Raw genomic sequence first — 15447 nt, 5'->3', positions numbered from 1 at the left:
CGACACCTGAGTTTATAGGTGTAGCGTTAGGGATCGGTGAAGTTCGTCGTCCGACATCTCACGCATTAGCCATTTCCAGACAACTTTGACACTTTCCCGGCTTAGCAAAAAAGCATCACGACAAGCACGTATGAAGAGGCCAGGCCTGAGCGACACGTACCAGTGATCGTTTCGCGCTATGACACAGACCCCAGCGACGGAAAGCCCCTCGGCGATCATGCGCGCCATTTCATCCACTTCATCGTCATATCTCGACCTCGAAGCGATTTCCACTCCGTAAGACGCGTAGAACTCGGCACAGAATTTCTTTGCGGCGTAAATAGGCGTACATCGCATCCACCATTCAGCCTCCGAAAAATCCGGAAAGGAATCGCGAACCAGAACTCTTTTGAGCACTTCGTCTGACATCGCGATCGACTTTCTAAGCCCGCTAGCACGCCCGTGATCTACGGGATCCAGTTCTGGAAGCGTGGTGCCAAGCAGCGACCTAAGCGACAGATCGTTGAAGTAGTCCTCAACGTCCCATGGGTATCCCCAAATACAGTCCTCCGCAAATGAATGCCAGCGCGCTACAGCCTCGGCAGGCAGCATCGAGGTCCGCCATCCCCTGCGAAAGAAGGCTTCCGAGAAGCGCTCATCGAAATTCTGGATCTCATCGCCTACTTTCGGCTTCAATATAGGCTGCTGGATTATCCGGACGGAAGAAGTTCGTAATCTTTCCGTTTTGCATTATCCCTAGTCTACCTGTTGCAGTGTCAAGTCGCAGGATTGCCCCATCGGATGAACGCACTACTTCTCTCACGCCTTCGCCTCTAGCGCCACACATCAAGGTGCAAGCATCTTGCTCATAGCGGGCGAAGCCTGGAGCGTCTGCGTATTCCGGCATATCAGCAAATTCGCCAGGGCGCTTACCAATTCCTAGCACATGCTTGTCATACTTTTCGTCGATCTTAGCAAGATCCCAACCGCATTTTGAATTGTGAACCAGGACCGGCGTTGTTCCAGCGAGAACATAGTAAGTGTGAAGGTCATCGACTGTCAGATTGTGGACACGTTGGTCACCAATGCTCCATCTCGCGATGGCTGAGACTTGCACATGGGTGCCTGCACTTGTTTGAAGCCATTGCTTCGCTTGCAGCGAACCGGCCTGTATCCAGGCATGAACTGCTGGCACCCAGAAGGGGTGGGTATCGGTAGCGGTAACGACGCCTTCGCTGCCACCTTGGCCAGCCTCAGCGGAGACGGTTATTTTGGCGAGGTTCTTACTACCCTTAGTGGTGATGATGTTTGTAACTGGCCTAGAGCCGGTTCTACCTGTCTCGGGATCTGAGGCTAAGACCTTATCGCCAGCCTTGATGTCTTCAATGGACTTCTTGGTTCCGTCTGCCATAAGGACTTTGGTTCCGGGAATGAAACTGCTACATGGTGACCCAATCCTGACTCGCCCCTTCCCTACCTTCCTTGGCCCTACAACGTCCAGCGGATTGTGGATGTTGCCATTCAATATGGCGTCGGCCGGACTGATACCAGCCTTATCCATCAGCCGGTCGATCTCCTTTGCCTTCTCGCACATCTCCTTTGTGCTGCTCTTACCGCAGTACAAGCTTTCCTGGAATCCAGGTTTTCTGTTCTTCTCAGCTTCTTTCGCCGCTCTTCTCTCAGCCAAGCCTTTCTTGTCTCGTGCCAGCGCAGAAAGCGCCTGATCCTTCTCGCGCCGACGGAAATTATTCGCCGCTTTGCGCTCACCGGCCATATACTGCTTGGTGATCTTTTTACGCTGCTTCTCGGACTTCTTGCCCCAGTTCTTGTCATGCCACGGTCGTGGTTCATCGCCGTCTGGGTCCGAGAAGTTGAGAGGGTTATTGGCAGCGTAACTGTAGGGGTTGGCCCATTCCGGCTTCTTCAAGCTGAGAACTGGATCGGTGCTGATGAATTTGGCGATGGCGGGGTCGTAGTAGCGGGCGCCGAGGTAGTCCAGACCGGTGGAGGCATCTTCGATCTTGCCAAGGAAGCCGCGGTCGGTGAAGGGCAAGTCGTCGCCGCCGCGGCGCTGGCCGTAGGGCAGGTACCGTTCGCGGTTGATGGTGCCGGTGGTGGCGTTGATGGCCAGTTGGGTGCTGCCGTGCTGGCCTGCCAGCAGCCAGGTGACGCCGGTGGCGTCGCGCATGGCGATCGGGGAACCGTCGCTGGCGCTGTAGTAGCGCTTGCCCGCGACCAGGCCGCCAGACAGGCGCAGTTCCATCGAGCCGAGGTAGAGGGTGGCGCTGCCGTCGGGGTCGCGGCGGATCAGCCGCTGGCCTGCGGCGTCATAGACCATGCTGGTTTGCTTGCCGTCGACGGTGGCCTGGGCAAGCTGGCCGAGTTGGTCGAAGTCGAAGGTGGCCTGCTTGCCGGCCACGGTGCGAGCTGACAACTGCCCGGCGTTGTCGTAGGCGTAGGTGTCGGTGCCGGTGGGGCGAGCGATGGAGGTGACGGCGTTGGGCCGGACCGCGTTGGCGCCGGGGGCGGGATAGGCGTAGGTGGCGGTCTGGCCGTTGTCGGTCAGGCTGGTGAGGTTGCCGACCTTGTCGTAGGAGTACGCCTGGCTGTAGGGGTCGAGGCCCTTGGCGTCGCCTGTCCCGGTGCACGAGGAAGCGGTGGTGGTGTAGGCGGTCTTCAACCGCAGCAGACCGTCATAGGTGAAGCATTCGGACTGGCCATCGGTGGTACCGGGGATGGCCGAGGCGGCGTCCAGGACGCGGGTGATGGTGCCCGCGACGTTGTAGCTGTAGCGATCATCTTGGACGGTGTCGGGGGCGGTCGTGTCGGCCTTGGTCTGAGTGGAGACCCGAGACAGCCAGTCGGTGGTGGTGTCACGTTCGAGGGTGCGTTTGACCTGACCGGCGGCGCCGAGCGAGCGGGTGGCGAGTTTGCCGGTGGGGGTGAAGGCGGTGTCCTTGACGTAGGTGAAACCACCCAGGTCGGAGGTCAATCCCTTGGCGAAGCCGAGGTCGGTATAGGCGTAGGTGAGCTTCTCGGCGGCCAGCCCGCCGGCCTCGGGCAGGCTCTGCTCGCGCAGGTTGCCAGCCGGGTCGTAGGCGGAGGTGAAGGTGTAGTCGCGGCCGAGGTTGCCTTCGCTGGCTGGGATGGTGAGTTTGGTGGCGGTGGGCCGGTAGTCGCTGTCGTAGGCGGTGACGGTCTGGGTGTAAGGCTGGCCGCCCGTGTAGCGGGTGGCGGCGCCGGGCTGGCCCTTGGCGACGGTGTCGTAGCTGAATTCGGCGAGTTTGGTGCCGGTGGACACCTCGCCGGCCCATTGGATGGTTGGTCGGCCCAGGTCGTCGTAACTGTTGGAGGTCTTCTGGTTCTTGCCGTTGATGCTGTAACTGAGTCGGCCGGCCAGGTCGTAGCCGTAGCTGGAGGCGCCGGCGTCCGGGTCGGTGGCGGCGGTGCGCCGGTTCAGCCAGTCGAAGGTGTAGGTGCGGACGTTGCCGTTCGCGTCCGTCATCTTCGTGAGGTTGCCGTGCAGGTCGTAGCCGTAGCTGGAGTCCTGGTGGACAGTGGCGTCGGCCCACTCCTCGACCTTGACGGCGCGGTCGAAGACGTCGGTGACGGTGGCGGTCTTGCCGCCGACCGGAGGTGTCACCTCGGTGCGGTCGGCGCCGGGGTAGGCAGTGCTGGTGCGCCGCAGCTCAGTGTCGAGGTGGTAGGCGATCGAGGCGACCGGGCGTTCCTGATCGTCATAGACGCTCTTGGTCCACTGCGGCAAGCTGGCCGTCGCGGGGTTGAGCAGCCCGCTGCCCGGTTGTCCGGTGTTGTGCACCGGCTCGGAAACCGCGGCGGTCAGACCGCGCGCGTCGTAGGTGGTGGCGGTGACGATCCGGCCGCCGGACGGCGAGTCGGTCTGCGCCTCGCGGGCCCGGCCTAAACCGTCCTCGTAGCTGATGGCACTGGTGTACTTCGTACCGGTCAGCAGCTGCTTGATCGTGGTCTTGATCGGCGCGGTGGGCTGGCCCAGCCAGCCGTTCCAGGCGATGTCGTAGGCCACCGTCGTGCTGGGAGTGCCGCCGGTACGCGGCTGGCCGGGCTTCCATAACGCGGTGGTACGGCCGAGCGCGTCGTAGTCGATCTCGGTGGTCTTGCCGTTGGCGTCGGTGACCGCGACCGCTTCGCCCAGCACGTGTGACAGGCGGGCGGTGACGGTGTGGCCGAGCGAGTTGGTCGTCGTGACGCCGGTGGCGGGCCAGCCGACGGGCGGGGTGTAGGTGGTTGAAGTGGTCTTGCCGAGGGGGTCGACGCTGGTCAGCTGGCGGCCGTACTCGTCATAGGTGGCTTTGGCGGTGGAGATGGTGGAGGCGTTGGCGTAGGAGCGGACCTCGGTCGGGTTGCCGTCACTCGGCTTGTTGGCGGCCGGATCGGTGCCCAGGTCGTACAGGGTGATCGTCTTGCCGATCAACGCGCCCGCCACGCAGTCGTCACCAGACCGCTCCTCCACCACCGACGGGAAGTCCAGCAGCCACTGACCGGCGTCGGCGTTGCGCGCGTACGTAGTCGTGGTGCACGTGTTGTCGGTGGTGACGCCGTCCTGGCCGTAGTCGTTGACCTTGTTCGGCAGACCGTCGGCGTTGTAGCCGGTCTTCTCGTCGGTGTAGCGCCAGGCGCCGCCGGTTATCTTGTCGCGGGAGCGCTCGCGGGTCTGCAGCACCAACCCCGGATCCATGGTGCCGGGCCCGTTGCCGGTGGTCTGGATCGTGTACTCATACCGGGTGGAATCGACCTCGGTATAGGCGCGCGGGCTGAGCGTGGTCATCTTCCATGACTGCTCCTGCAGCACGTTGCCCTGCAGGATCGGCTTGTCCACCACGGTGCCGCCATCGAAGTCGGTGACTGTCTCGCCAGTACCGCCCAGGTAGGTGCGGGTGCTGACGGTGTAGGCCGACGGGTCGCTGCCTGCCCCGTCGATGGTGCGGACCTGAGCGTAGCCACGCCACTCCGAGGCGGGTGGCGCCTGGCCAGGCTCGGCGAACTGCACCGGCTTGGTCCAGCGAGGTTTGCCGAGGAACTCGTACTGATGCACCATGTCGGGCGAAGCGCCGACCATGTCGCGTTCGACGACCTTGACCGCGAGCTGCTTGAAGAAGCGCGACCAGCTCTCATAACCGGAGTCAGGGTCGCTGCCCATGTCGACGTCGTAGCAGTCGCCGGTCTTGTCGGTGAAGTAGTTGGAGCCGTCACGGCCCTTGCCGCCACCGCACGGATCGGCCTGCCCGTAGGTGACCTCGGTACGGCCGCCCATCCCGTTGCCGATGGCGGCGATGCGCGGCACCATCCGCCACGACAGCAGGTCGGTCCAATCCGACATCGAGTCGTAGTCCATCTTCCCGGCCAGCATCACCGCGTCGAAGTCCAGCGGCGGCAACGTCACCTGTTGGGTGGTGGCCAGCCCGGTCTGCTGAACGGTGTCCAGCCACAGCGCCGGATCATCGGCCGGTCCGAAGTCGGTGCGCTGGTAGATCCACGTCTGCGCCAGGTCCAGCCGATCCACCGGATCCCACCCGTTGGAGGTGGGGTTGAGCGACTCGGTCAGGACCGAGGTGAGTTTGCGGGTGGAGAAGAAGCCGATCGCGCTGTTGTTGCAGTTGGCTGCCTGCGTGCACTGCAGGTCAGTCGGTACGTCGACGCCGCCGCGATCGGTGGTGGTGAAGGTGGTACGCGCTGTGGGTACGCTGCCGGGCACTTGGGTGTTGTGGCCCCACTGCACCTTGGCCAGCGTGCCGCCGCGGTCATAGGGCAGCACCCGATACAGCTCGTGCGCGCATGAGGGCAGGCAGAAGTAGTTGGTCTCCCGGTTGTAGGAGTAGTCGAGCACGTTCTCGTTGGAGTCGATCTCCTGATCCAGGTTCCACCGCCACACACCCGTACAGGTCGGCGGAATGTCGTTGTTCAGGTAGCGGTCGTAGCACGGCTCGCCCGAGTCGTTGCCCACGTACGGCACCTGCCACTGGGCGTCCTTGGTGTAGCCGAACCGCCACACCGTGCCGTCCTGGCTGGTGACCTTCCAATACGGCTGGCTGTCGGCTCCCCCGGCGACCTGCTCGATCTTCCAGCCGAAGTCCGGAACCGTCTTCCACCCGCCCGCGGTACGGTCCTTAACGATCTGCGCCGAACGGCCACCCGCCGACAGCACCAACTCCGACTGCGACTTGTCATTGGTCGAGGAATCGTCGTCGGTCTCGTCCGGCGACTCCCAGCACAACGCCTCCCCGCCGATCCCCTTCTCCTCGGCGGTCCAGATCAACTCCGCGGTGTTGTCGTCGTAGAAGTTGTCGACGTAACAGCGGCGGTAACGCCGCTCGATGAACCCGGCACTCAGATCCCAGCCCGCACCCACCACGCTGGACTGGTTGTTGGACCACTGCCCCTGCCCATCCACCGAAGATGCGTCGTACTGCAACGACAGGTCCGGCCCATCACCGCCCACCGACGGCGCCTCCGGCAACGGCACGTCATAGTCGAACCCACCACCCGAGGTGCCCGCCTGCCACGTCCCCGATGGCTTCAGATCGGTCGCGCCCCAGTTACCGTTCGGCCCCGTCATGCCGACTGACAGCAGATACACCGAACCAGCCTGGAGCTGCGCCGCCAGCCGATCACGCGCCACCTGCGCCGCCCAAGCCTTGCGGTCCTTGCCCGGAGTTGTCGGCTTGACCGCCGCCGCGACGGCGCCAGCCGGCGCCGCTTCCAACTCGGCAACCAGCCGTCCCGCCTTCACATCGTTCCTGGACGGCACCACCACCGGGCGCACCACACACGCCTTCGGCCGCGGCACTTCGACCGCACACGCAGGCACCCGCACCAGCCGCAACCGGGTGGCGAAGTCCCCGCCGAAAGCGTCCCGGAAGCCCGCGTAGGAGAACTCCGCCTGTAGCTTCCCGGCCCTCGTCACGCCATCCGCGCGCATCAGCCGAGCGGCGATGCCGACCCCGCCAAGCGCGCGGGCCGCCTCGGGCGCTAAGGTCTCCACCTTGACCTTGCCTACATCAATGCCCTTGACCTGGCCTACCTTCACCGGCAGCGTCCCAGCGTCGGCCAATTTGCCGACCTCGGGGACACTCACCTCCGTGCTACCGGCCTTCGGCCACACCGGCTTGCGCCGTTCCACCTTCGGCGCCGTCTCCTCGGCCCCCTTGGGAACCTCGCGTTTCGGTACAGGACGGCCGTCCACCGACTGTTCCGGATCCGGCACGGCTGCGGCAGCGCGCTCAACCAGCCGATCCGGCACCCCGACACTCGAAATCAGCACCATCGCCGAAAGCCCGACGATCAACGCCGCGAACCACATCCGTAAACGTCGAGCTCGCATACCGCACCCCTTCAAGGCACGCTTACGCAGACCCCCGGCAAGGAGGCCTCGGCGCACCTAAAGCAGATATAAGAACGATCACTCGGAATGTGATCGACAAACCAAGATCGGTCAACTCCGGGAGCGTCACTTACCCGACACCGCCAGTCAGAACCAGTTAGACACGCATTCCATGTTGACTGGTCAACGCAAATGTTATGGAAGGCGCTTTCCCGAAGAAAAACGCTCATGTGATCTACGTCACATGCACTTCGCGAAGGCGGTCGAGGGCGACCGAAAGAGCGGGACGATCTTTCACGGCCAGCACCGGGGAGCTCGTCAGCCTCTTCCGCGCCCACATGAGGCGCTATTGGAGCCGTCCCGACATCGCCTACCTGTCCGTCACTGACGTCGACGCCCTGCCGTACGCACTGGTATGGCGCAGCGAGTCGGAAAACGACCCCATCCGGGCCCTCGCCCAGACTGTGCGAGACCTCGGCCCTATGGAGGCAGCACAATGATCCTGTCCGGTAATTCCGTAAACGACTTGATCCTTTGGGTCGTAGGGCGCGCTGCCCGCCACCTGGAGCAGTCGTCGAAGCTGTCACAGACTGCCTTGAGCCGGTGCCGGCCTTCTCAGGAGGCGCGGTTCTGCTGGGGGGTCTTCTTCCGCCGATGGCGGCGCGGGCTGGAGCCGCGCGGGTTCTGCACCGGCCCCCTGGGAATGACGTCGAAGGCCCACCAGCCGTCGCCGCAGATGGCCTCGCCGCCGTACCAGCCCCAAAGGAAGAAGATCAGACCGAACACGAGTCCGAGGCTCGCCATCCCGACGAAGAAGTCGACGAATCCGGACAGTTCGAGAGCGCTGAGCGCCAGGATCGCGATGATGAGGTCCCTGGTGGGCATGTAGTGATGCGGCGCGCCAACGGGCCGCTCCTCGGCGCTCCACCCCCAGGGGATCCGTCGGCGCAGCCGCCCGGCCGGCCACAGCCGGGTGCCGTCGGGGAGGGTCACCACTGCCCGGCGGAACGGCCACGGGCCGACTCGGACCAAGACCTTGCCACCCAGGGCCCGGTCGGCCCAGTAGGGCATCCGGTCCAGAGCCGGGTGCCAGTAGACCCGCTGCACAAAGCCTCGCGCGTCGCCGGGCGGGACCAGGCGCAGGTAGCCGGTATACCACCGGGCCAGACTCGATCCGTACGTGACCAGCAACGGCATGGCCCGCCACGAGGCCTCCGGCATCCTCTTGGCCCGCACATTGAGCGCCAGGCGGGCACCGACGAGCACCCCCAGGAAGACGTAGGTCGCGAGCAGGGCCAGGAGATAGCGGCTCTGCCAGTCCCCAGGGGGCGGGAACGCCTCCTCCTCGGCGGGGAACACCAGGCCACCCGGGTTGCCGGGGTCGTAGCGGACGGCTACCGCGGAATCGAGGGCCAAGCGGCCACCGACCTGGACGATGGTGACGTGCTCGACGCCCTGGGAGTCGGTCCACGTCAGGCCCACAGCCTCGGGGCCGTCGCTGTCGTCGTCGTGGACGTGGCTCACGTACGCGGTGGCACGTACCGTAGCGCGCGCATCTTGCGCCGCGACGTCCGCGCATCGCACGCCAAGGATGGCCACGGCCACCAGCATGCCTAGCGTCAGCCCCGTCAACGACACCACGTTCGTGCGTAAGACAGGGCGCTCCCCTGACCTCAACACGGTCACCCCCGTTGTCCAGGTACCCGGCCAACGCCCCGGGATCTCCAAAAAGTTCCCTGATCTGTAGCGCGTCGATCCTGCGTGACCACAGCCGAGCACGTGCGTTCCAGGACTATGTGTCGCGGGAGGGGACGGCTTGCTGGACGATGAGGGCGGCGGTGAAGCACACGGCTCCCGCGACTGCCATTCCCGATGAAGGGCCAAGAGCCGCCATCACCCCGGTGGCAGCGGCCAGCGTGAGAGTCTCAAGGCTCATCCGCGTCGTACTGAACAGCGCGGCGCCCGCCCCTCCACGCTGGGAGGGCACATAGGTGAGCGCCTGCCCGTCCGGCACGCCTTCAGTCAGCCCAAGACACAACCCGACGACCCCGGCCGCGACGAGAAGAGCGGCAGGATGGTCGGTCACCTGGAGGACGACGGCCGTGACAGTGCAGGCGAACAGGGCGGTCGTCACCAATTGCCGTGCCAGCCGGCGCGCGAGCCGAGCCGCAAGGAGCGGAAGGACCGTTGATGGCACGGTCAGCAGGCTGAGCATGATCGCCGCCTCACCCGGACCCATCTTCTGGACAGCGCCGAGCTGCGGAAGCACAGTCAATCCCACCACGAGCATCCCCATGAAGGCACCTGTCGCCACGGCGTACGCGCGATAGGCGGGGATCCGCAACAAATCCACCGGGATCGCCGGATCAGCCGCGCGCCGCTCCACCCGAACGAGCCCGGTGACGCTGACCACCGCGACCAGGACGAGCCCACCCGGCCCCCACCACGGGACGCCGGCCCCAAGACCCAGCCCGAGCGCGGTCACCACGGCGGCGATGCTCACCCCGAACAGGACAGCACCGGCAAGGTCAAAGTCATCGGACACGCCGGGGCTACGAAGACCCGGAAGCCCAAGCGTGACCAAGGCCGCGACGGCGGCGACAGCCCCCGGCACGACGAAAACGAGAGACCACCCTCCGACGGCCATCAGGGCCTGGGCAACGATCGGCCCCAGCGCCAGGCTGCTGCCCAGCACGGCGCCCGCATAGCCGTACACCCGGCGCCGCTCCTCCGGCGGGTACACAGCCAAGACCATCGACGACCCACCGGCGGCGCACATGGCCGCCCCGACGCCGCCGACCGCGCGAAGGGCTACTAGAGACGACAGGTCCGGAGCAAAGGCGGACAAGACCCCGGTGGCCGCGACGACGACGTTGCCGACGGCGAAGAACCGGGTGCGGGCGCTACGATCCGCCGTCACCCCCGCCAGCAGCAGGGCCGCGGCGAAGAGCCCGTTGTAGGCCAGAACGATCCACGGACCCAGGCCACCCGCACCGGGCAGCCGCGCGGTCACCTCGGGGACAGCCGCCGTCGCACCGGTGATGGCGAGCGGGAACACCGCGGTAGAGATGAGGTCAGCGACAAGAACCCGCCGACGTTGACGAGAAGACAAGGCGAACATGAGTGCGCTCCGAAACAAGGGAAATCCGAGCGCCACAAAGGCGCTCCTGGCCACGAGGTCAGGAGCGACGGCGAGAACTGGGGTTATGCGCCGTCGCTCTCAGCGACGGCGCACCTTGTCTGTCTTCGGCATCAGCACAAGCTAGCAGCAGCCGTTCATGAAGAAGTAACCAGGTCATGAGCGGCCTCGGCGAAGGCGCGGACCCGGGCGGTGGCGCCATCGGCCCGCCACAGCAACCCCCATAGCAGCGGCGGGGCATCGCTGATGAGGACGTAGGCGACGTCGGGGCGCGCGTAGTAGCGCCTGGCCTGGGCTCCGACGGGGAAAGCGCCGTGCCCGGCGCCGATGAGGGTGAGCATCTCGTTGAACGTCGAGGCCGCGGGTCCCGGCTCGATCGGTCGTCCGTTGGGAGTGGTACGCGGAGTACGGTCCTGCCGCAACGAGACCGGCAGGGTGTCCGGCAGCTGAAGCAGCTTCACCCTGGCCAGATCGTCGAGCGAGACCGACGTACGGCGGGCGAACGCGTGCTGGGCCGGCACAGCCAGCATGCGCGCCTCGGACACCAGCACCGGACCGGTGACGATACCCGGCTCCTCGATGGGGAACGTCCCCAGCGCAAGGTCGATCTGGCCGTCACGCAGCCAGGGCATGAGATCGACCATCTGCGCTTCACGAAGCTGAACCTCACAGTCCGGCAAACGCCGACGGAACACCTCGGCGGCCCCGGCGAGCAGCTGCCCGCCCGCCGCACCGACGAAGGCCACCCGCAAGGTGCCGGTCAGACCGCGACCGGCGTCGATCGCCCGCGCGAACGCGGCGGCGATCTGGTCCCAGGCGGGCCGAACCTCCTCATATAGCTGCTGTCCCGCCCTGGTCAGCTCCACCCGACGGCTGGTACGGGTGAACAACGGCACCCCGGCCCGGCGCTCCAGCTTGGCGATCGTCTGACTGATCCGGGCGGTCGACACACGCAGCCGCTCAGCGGTACGGCCGAAGTGCAGTTCCTCGGCCAAGGTCAGGAACGCGTCCAGTTCATGCCGCTCGAGCATCTCACCCCCAGATCGTTAACCCCAGCTTCACGATCCTTCCACAAGACCGCGTTGATCGGCCCCTCGCGCCAGACGAAAGTGGTCCGCACCAACCACCTCCTCTCCTCTCTGAGCCGCATGGGAGCAAGCCATGTACGTCACCGCTGAACGCGCCCTCTCCGCCCTGCCGAACGACGCGAACGCCCTCGTCCGGGAACTGCGGGACCGCGCCGAGATCCTGGATGCGTTGTACCGTTTCGGCCTGGGCCAGGACCTCAAGGACAAGGCCCTGTTCGCCTCTGCCTTCGCCGCCGAAGCGGAACTCGACTTCCGCCCCGCCGCCGCCAAGTGGGGCGGCCGGCCACCGGTGATGTCGGGACGGGACACGATCGCCGACACCATCCTGACCATGTTCACCGGCCGGGTGGACACCACCCACCAGGTCACCAACCCCCGCATCACCATAGACGGGGACACCGCGCGACTGACCGCCCTGGTGGAGGCCCAGCACCTGCTCGCCGCCGACCACGCCGTCTTCGCCCTGCTGAAGAACCCGTACGACGCCGACCTGGTCCGCGACGGCGAGCGCTGGCTCATCCGCCGCCTCCGCATCGACAACGCCTGGTACACCGGCGACCCCACCGCGATCTTCGGCGTCTGACGAACACCCCTGCCACCGAGATCGGAGAAAAATGAGCAACAAGCTGAACGACCTGCGCAATCTCGTCCGAGGACGCATCCTGCTCCCCGGAGACGACGGCTTCGACAAGGCCCGGCGCCCCTGGAACCTGGCCGTCGAACAGTCGGTTCCCGCCGTGGTGGAAGCGGCCGACGCCGCCGACGTCGCGACCGTGGTCCGCTATGCCCACGCCCGCGGCCTGGCTGTCGCGGCCCAGCCCAACGGCCACGGCGCCACCCCGGACCTCGACGGCGCCATCCTGCTGCGCACCCGGCGGCTGAACACCCTGGAGATCGACCCCGCCGCCCGGCATGCCCGCATCGGCGCGGGCGTGTCCTCGGGCAGCCTCCAAGCCGCCGCCGCGTCGCATGGCCTGACCGGCCTGCCCGGCAGCTCCCCGGTCGTCAGCGTCGCCGGCGTCGCTCTCGGCGGCGGACTGAGCTGGTTCGGCCGCAAACACGGCTGGGTCGCCGACCACGTCACCGCCTTCGACATCGTGGACGCGGAAGGCCGGCAGCGACGGCTCACCGCCGACGCCGAGCCCGACCTGTTCTGGGCCCTGCGCGGCGGTGGCGGCTCCTTCGCCATCGTCACCGCCCTCGAACTCGCCCTCCACCCCGCTCCGCACCTGTACGGAGGGCGCATGTCGTGGCCCGCCCAACACGCCCCGGACGTGATGGACGCCTACCGCCAGATCACCGCCACCGCCCCCGACGACCTCACCCTCTGGCTGGACCTGCTGCACTTCCCCGGCTCCGCACCCATGATCGCCATCGACGCCACCTACCTCGGCCACGCCGCCACGGCCCGCACCCTGCTCAGCCCCCTGGACCACCTGCCCCGCCCCTTCACCGACAGCAGACGCCCCATGCAGGTCACCGAACTTGGCACCATTACCGCCGAACCCACCGACCCCGGCGCGGGCTCCTCACGCGGCGAACTGCTCACCGAGCTGGATGACAGGGTGGCGAAGACCCTCCTGGCCGACCCCATCGCCCCGCTGATGAGCGTGCAGATACGCCACCTCGGCGGCGCTTTCGCCCGCCCGTCCGAGACTCCCCATGGCCCGCTGACCGAGCCCTACGCGCTCTACCTGTTCGGCGTGCCAACCGACCCGGCGACCGCCGAGGCCGTCACCGCCAGACAACGCGCACTCACCGACGCCCTCCCCGTCAGAGGACGCAAACCCTTCACCTTCCTCAGCCCTGGCGAGACACCGGCCGACGCCTTCACGCCAGCGGCATTGGATCGCTTGCGCGGCCTCAAACGCCACCACGACCCGCACAACACCCTCCGCGCCAACTTCCCCATCCTCAGCTGAACGCGTCCGTCCCTTCCTCCATCTCCGGTGAGACGCCATCGACACCCTCAGCGCCACCGCTCGACGGACCGGCGAGCGGCGAGCGGCGAGGGCGAGGGCGACGGGCTCCATCCCCTGAGATTGCCCACTTCTCTCCTACAGCATCAGCGGTTTGAACCCTCTCCGGCAATTCCGTAAACCACTTGATCCTGTGGGTCGTATGTAGTTATCCCATACGTCGACGCCAAGTCGATTAGAATCGAGGAGATTTCACTGGAAAGCGACCACGAAATGGCTGCGATTACACACTCGCTAGTGACGTAGAGGGGAGAAGCCCACGGCGACTCATCCATATTCCCCTCGGCGAGATCCGGAAACGCAGAGATAACGGCCCGGTAGAAATCCTTAATAGCTGGGCTCGCTTCGACGACACCCGTAAGCCCGTCCGTCAACTGGTCATAAACCTGAGCGGCCTCGTCCGGGGGTAGGAATCGGCCACTGAAACCAAAAAGCAAGATCAAAACTCACCGTAATGACGCTCCAAGTAACGCACGGGCGCGCGGTGGCGCATCAGCTGCGAACGACCGTGGAAACCCACGGCGTTACATCTTTCGCGACATCTGACGCCGTTCTGCCGGCCACGACCCGATGCTCTGGTATGCCTGGGTGCCGATACTCCACTCGAGCCGCTCATCTGAATCCAGAGCCACAACGACGTACCACTGGTTTCCAAACCCCTGCGGCTCGATCGTGAGAAATGAGTTTTCAGGATAACTCAACTCATCGATCAACTCGAAGAGCAGGTCTTCCGAGATCCCGCCATGCGACTCGCCGCTCTCCGTTTCCACGGTGTACGTACTTGATTGCATATCACCTCCAGCATTCACGTCCCGCCGTTTTGGTCGCCATCGCCGTCCACGACGTTGCCGACGGCGATGGACCAGCGCGGACGGTACGGTCCGCTGTCGCGCCCGCCATCAGTAAGGCTGCGGCGAAGGCCATTGCAGGCGAGGACGATCCACAGGCCCAGGGCACCCCCACCGGGCAGCTGCGCGGTCACATTGGGAACCGCTGCTGTCGCGCCGCTGACTCCAATCATGCACCCGATGGTTCCACCAACCCGCCCGCCCAACCACCGCATATACCCAGCTCAGCTAACGAATGGCGGCTGCCGTATTAGGCTGGTGATCATGAATCGCCTGAACTTCGAGTTCGAGTACGCCAACGGCATCACCCATGCCCGGCTGATCTCCGAGTTCGGGCAAGGCGTCATCGAACGCCACTGGACTGGCCTCTACGAGCTCGACTATCCCGACGACCCGCAACACCATCCCCTCTTCCGCTTTGGCGTGAACAATAACAACCAGGAAGAAGTCGCGGTCTATCTCGGTCTGGCCTGGGCGTTCACCGCCGGACGACATCGGTTCGCCGTCCCAACCTGGGCACGCGATGAGGCGATCCGTCACCTGCGGCGGCACGACTACGACTTCATCTCCTGGGAATACGAGATCGATGCCGAGCGACCGGACTGGCCGACCCGCGACCGTGGATTCGTGGTCCCCCGCGTCATGCTGCCCACTCGGCCGGCTCCCACCGCCTGGCAACGTGCGCATCGGCACGAGGCCGGCCTATTCCCAGCCCGCGAACTGCGTGAACTGACAGCCTTGACCACCGCCACACTGATGGACGTCGACGGCAACGTGAACCTTTTCGCACTCGCCGACATTGACCACAAAGACCGACTGCTTGAGTCACTGCGCGGACAGTCGCAACCCGAACTGGCGACCCTGCTCACCCCAGGTGACATCTGATCCGAAAATCAGACATTCGCAAGGCAGGCGGCAGCGAACCTCGGGCCTGTCCAGTAAACGGTGTAACTCGATCTTGAATTAGTTCTATGGGGTGGTCGGGTTCAGGCGGCCTTCGAAGGTGATGGCGAAGGCGTTGAGAGCGGCTTTCCAGCGGGTGATCCAGCGTTTG

General features: G+C 65.3%; 10 protein-coding genes. 3 read left to right on the top strand and 7 right to left on the bottom strand.

Going from position 1 to position 15447, the window contains the following annotated elements; genetic code table 11:
* Nucleotides 1-12: 12 nt before the first annotated feature.
* The 5 genes from KME78_RS29395 to KME78_RS29375 form a co-directional block, all read right to left on the bottom strand.
* Complete coding sequence (locus tag KME78_RS29395) at nt 13-675, bottom strand: hypothetical protein (protein WP_219532638.1); 663 nt, start codon at nt 673-675, stop codon at nt 13-15.
* Entirely contained in the window at nt 653-7339 is a 6687-nt protein-coding gene (locus tag KME78_RS66385; protein WP_219532637.1) for a polymorphic toxin-type HINT domain-containing protein, read from the bottom strand. Before KME78_RS66385 ends, KME78_RS29395 begins: the two co-directional genes overlap by 23 nt.
* Before the next feature lie 615 nt (nt 7340-7954).
* The gene (locus KME78_RS29385) at nt 7955-8971 is read right to left on the bottom strand and encodes a hypothetical protein (protein WP_219532636.1); all 1017 of its coding nucleotides are present in this window, start codon (nt 8969-8971) and stop codon (nt 7955-7957) included.
* Between the two features lie 160 nt (nt 8972-9131).
* Entirely contained in the window at nt 9132-10496 is a 1365-nt protein-coding gene (locus tag KME78_RS29380; protein WP_308127180.1) for an MFS transporter, read from the bottom strand.
* Between the two features lie 119 nt (nt 10497-10615).
* Nucleotides 10616-11509 carry a LysR family transcriptional regulator gene (locus KME78_RS29375; protein ID WP_219532635.1) on the bottom strand — a complete coding sequence of 298 codons (894 nt, stop codon included), beginning with the start codon at nt 11507-11509 and terminating at the stop codon, nt 10616-10618.
* A 130-nt stretch (nt 11510-11639) separates the two neighbouring features.
* Between KME78_RS29375 and KME78_RS29370 the strand changes: the two genes are divergently transcribed.
* Both KME78_RS29370 and KME78_RS29365 read left to right on the top strand, forming a co-directional pair.
* Nucleotides 11640-12149: a nuclear transport factor 2 family protein gene (locus KME78_RS29370; RefSeq protein ID WP_219532634.1), complete on the top strand. Its 510-nt coding sequence runs from the start codon at nt 11640-11642 to the stop codon at nt 12147-12149.
* A gap of 31 nt (nt 12150-12180) precedes the next feature.
* Nucleotides 12181-13488, top strand: a complete 1308-nt coding sequence (locus tag KME78_RS29365) for an FAD-binding oxidoreductase (RefSeq protein WP_219532633.1) — start codon at nt 12181-12183, stop codon at nt 13486-13488.
* A gap of 581 nt (nt 13489-14069) precedes the next feature.
* Here the strand turns inward: KME78_RS29365 and KME78_RS29360 are convergent.
* Together KME78_RS29360 and KME78_RS29355 are read right to left on the bottom strand one after the other, a co-directional pair.
* Nucleotides 14070-14315, bottom strand: a complete 246-nt coding sequence (locus tag KME78_RS29360) for a hypothetical protein (RefSeq protein WP_219532632.1) — start codon at nt 14313-14315, stop codon at nt 14070-14072.
* Between the two features lie 35 nt (nt 14316-14350).
* The gene (locus KME78_RS29355) at nt 14351-14566 is read right to left on the bottom strand and encodes a hypothetical protein (protein ID WP_219532631.1); all 216 of its coding nucleotides are present in this window, start codon (nt 14564-14566) and stop codon (nt 14351-14353) included.
* A gap of 91 nt (nt 14567-14657) precedes the next feature.
* On the opposite strand from KME78_RS29355, the gene KME78_RS29350 reads away from it, so the two are divergent.
* The gene (locus tag KME78_RS29350; protein ID WP_219532630.1) at nt 14658-15278 is read left to right on the top strand and encodes a hypothetical protein; all 621 of its coding nucleotides are present in this window, start codon (nt 14658-14660) and stop codon (nt 15276-15278) included.
* Nucleotides 15279-15447 lie beyond the last annotated feature (169 nt).

It is taken from the genome of Nonomuraea guangzhouensis, from assembly GCF_019396345.1.
GTDB classification, from domain to species: Bacteria; Actinomycetota; Actinomycetes; order Streptosporangiales; family Streptosporangiaceae; genus Nonomuraea; species Nonomuraea guangzhouensis.
The sequence above is the reverse complement of the archived record's forward strand: the minus strand, read 5'-3'. Positions and strand labels throughout refer to the sequence as shown.